Annotated in this window: 1 protein-coding gene; it reads right to left on the bottom strand. The window is 63.8% G+C overall.

Annotated elements, in window-relative coordinates; all coding sequences use genetic code 11:
• Nucleotides 1–246: DUF945 family protein (locus AC0IW7_RS24945; protein ID WP_471821535.1), on the bottom strand; the 246-nt coding region annotated here is incomplete at both ends.

The following is a 246-nucleotide window of genomic DNA, read 5'->3' as shown; positions in this document are numbered from 1 at the left end:
CTACCGGCGGCTTGCCGGCCACGGCGATCGAGGCAGTGGCCAGCTTGACGCTGCTCTCGCCGAGGTAGAACTCGCCGCTGCCCAGCTTTTGATCGCTGTCCAGGGTCAGGTCTTTCAGCGCGAGTTTGATGGCTTCGCCATTGGCGTCGGTGCCGCTCAGTACCAGGCTGTCCATGCCGCCGGTCAGGGCCACGTCTGTAGCGTGGGCGCTGGCGTCGACTTCCAATTTCAGGCCGGAGAATTTGA

This window comes from Pseudomonas sp. AC229, from assembly GCF_979254655.1.
Note: the sequence above shows the minus strand (reverse complement) of the source record. Positions and strands in the feature narration are given on the sequence as shown.